We start from the raw sequence: 565 nt of genomic DNA, 5'->3' as shown, positions 1-565 counted from the left end.
CGCTGGGGCGCCGACACGGTGATGGATCTGTCGACCGGCCGCAACATCCACAACATCCGCGAATGGATCGTGCGCAATTCGCCGGTGCCGATCGGCACCGTGCCACTCTATCAGGCGCTCGAAAAGGTCGGCGGCATCGCCGAGGACCTGACTTGGGAAGTCTATCGCGACACCCTGATCGAGCAGGCCGAGCAAGGCGTCGACTATTTCACCATCCATGCTGGCGTGAGGCTGCATTACATCCCGCTCACCGTTGACCGGGTCACGGGCATCGTCAGCCGAGGCGGCTCGATCATGGCGAAGTGGTGCCTGCACCATCACAAGGAGAGCTTCCTCTACGAGCATTTCGAGGAGATCTGCGACATCTGCCGCGCCTATGACGTCTCGTTCTCGCTCGGCGACGGACTCCGTCCGGGCTCGATCGCCGACGCCAACGACGCGGCGCAATTCGCCGAACTTGAAGGTTCCGTCGCAAACTTTTCGGAAAGGTCATTGCTGCATGACGGCTGCTCCTGCTTTCCGGGAGTTTGTCATGTTCAAGGGCCGCCATTTTGATCGATCCGTG

At 60.9% G+C, this 565-nt stretch carries 1 pseudogene; it reads left to right on the top strand.

The features are described 5' to 3' along the window. Positions 1-462, top strand: a pseudogene (locus ACFFNA_RS39220) (phosphomethylpyrimidine synthase ThiC); the annotation flags it as partial. Positions 463-565 lie beyond the last annotated feature (103 nt).

The sequence above is a fragment of the Mesorhizobium kowhaii genome (genome assembly GCF_042431665.1).
Taxonomy (GTDB): Bacteria; Pseudomonadota; Alphaproteobacteria; order Rhizobiales; family Rhizobiaceae; genus Mesorhizobium; species Mesorhizobium kowhaii.
Note: the sequence above shows the minus strand (reverse complement) of the source record. Positions and strands in the feature narration are given on the sequence as shown.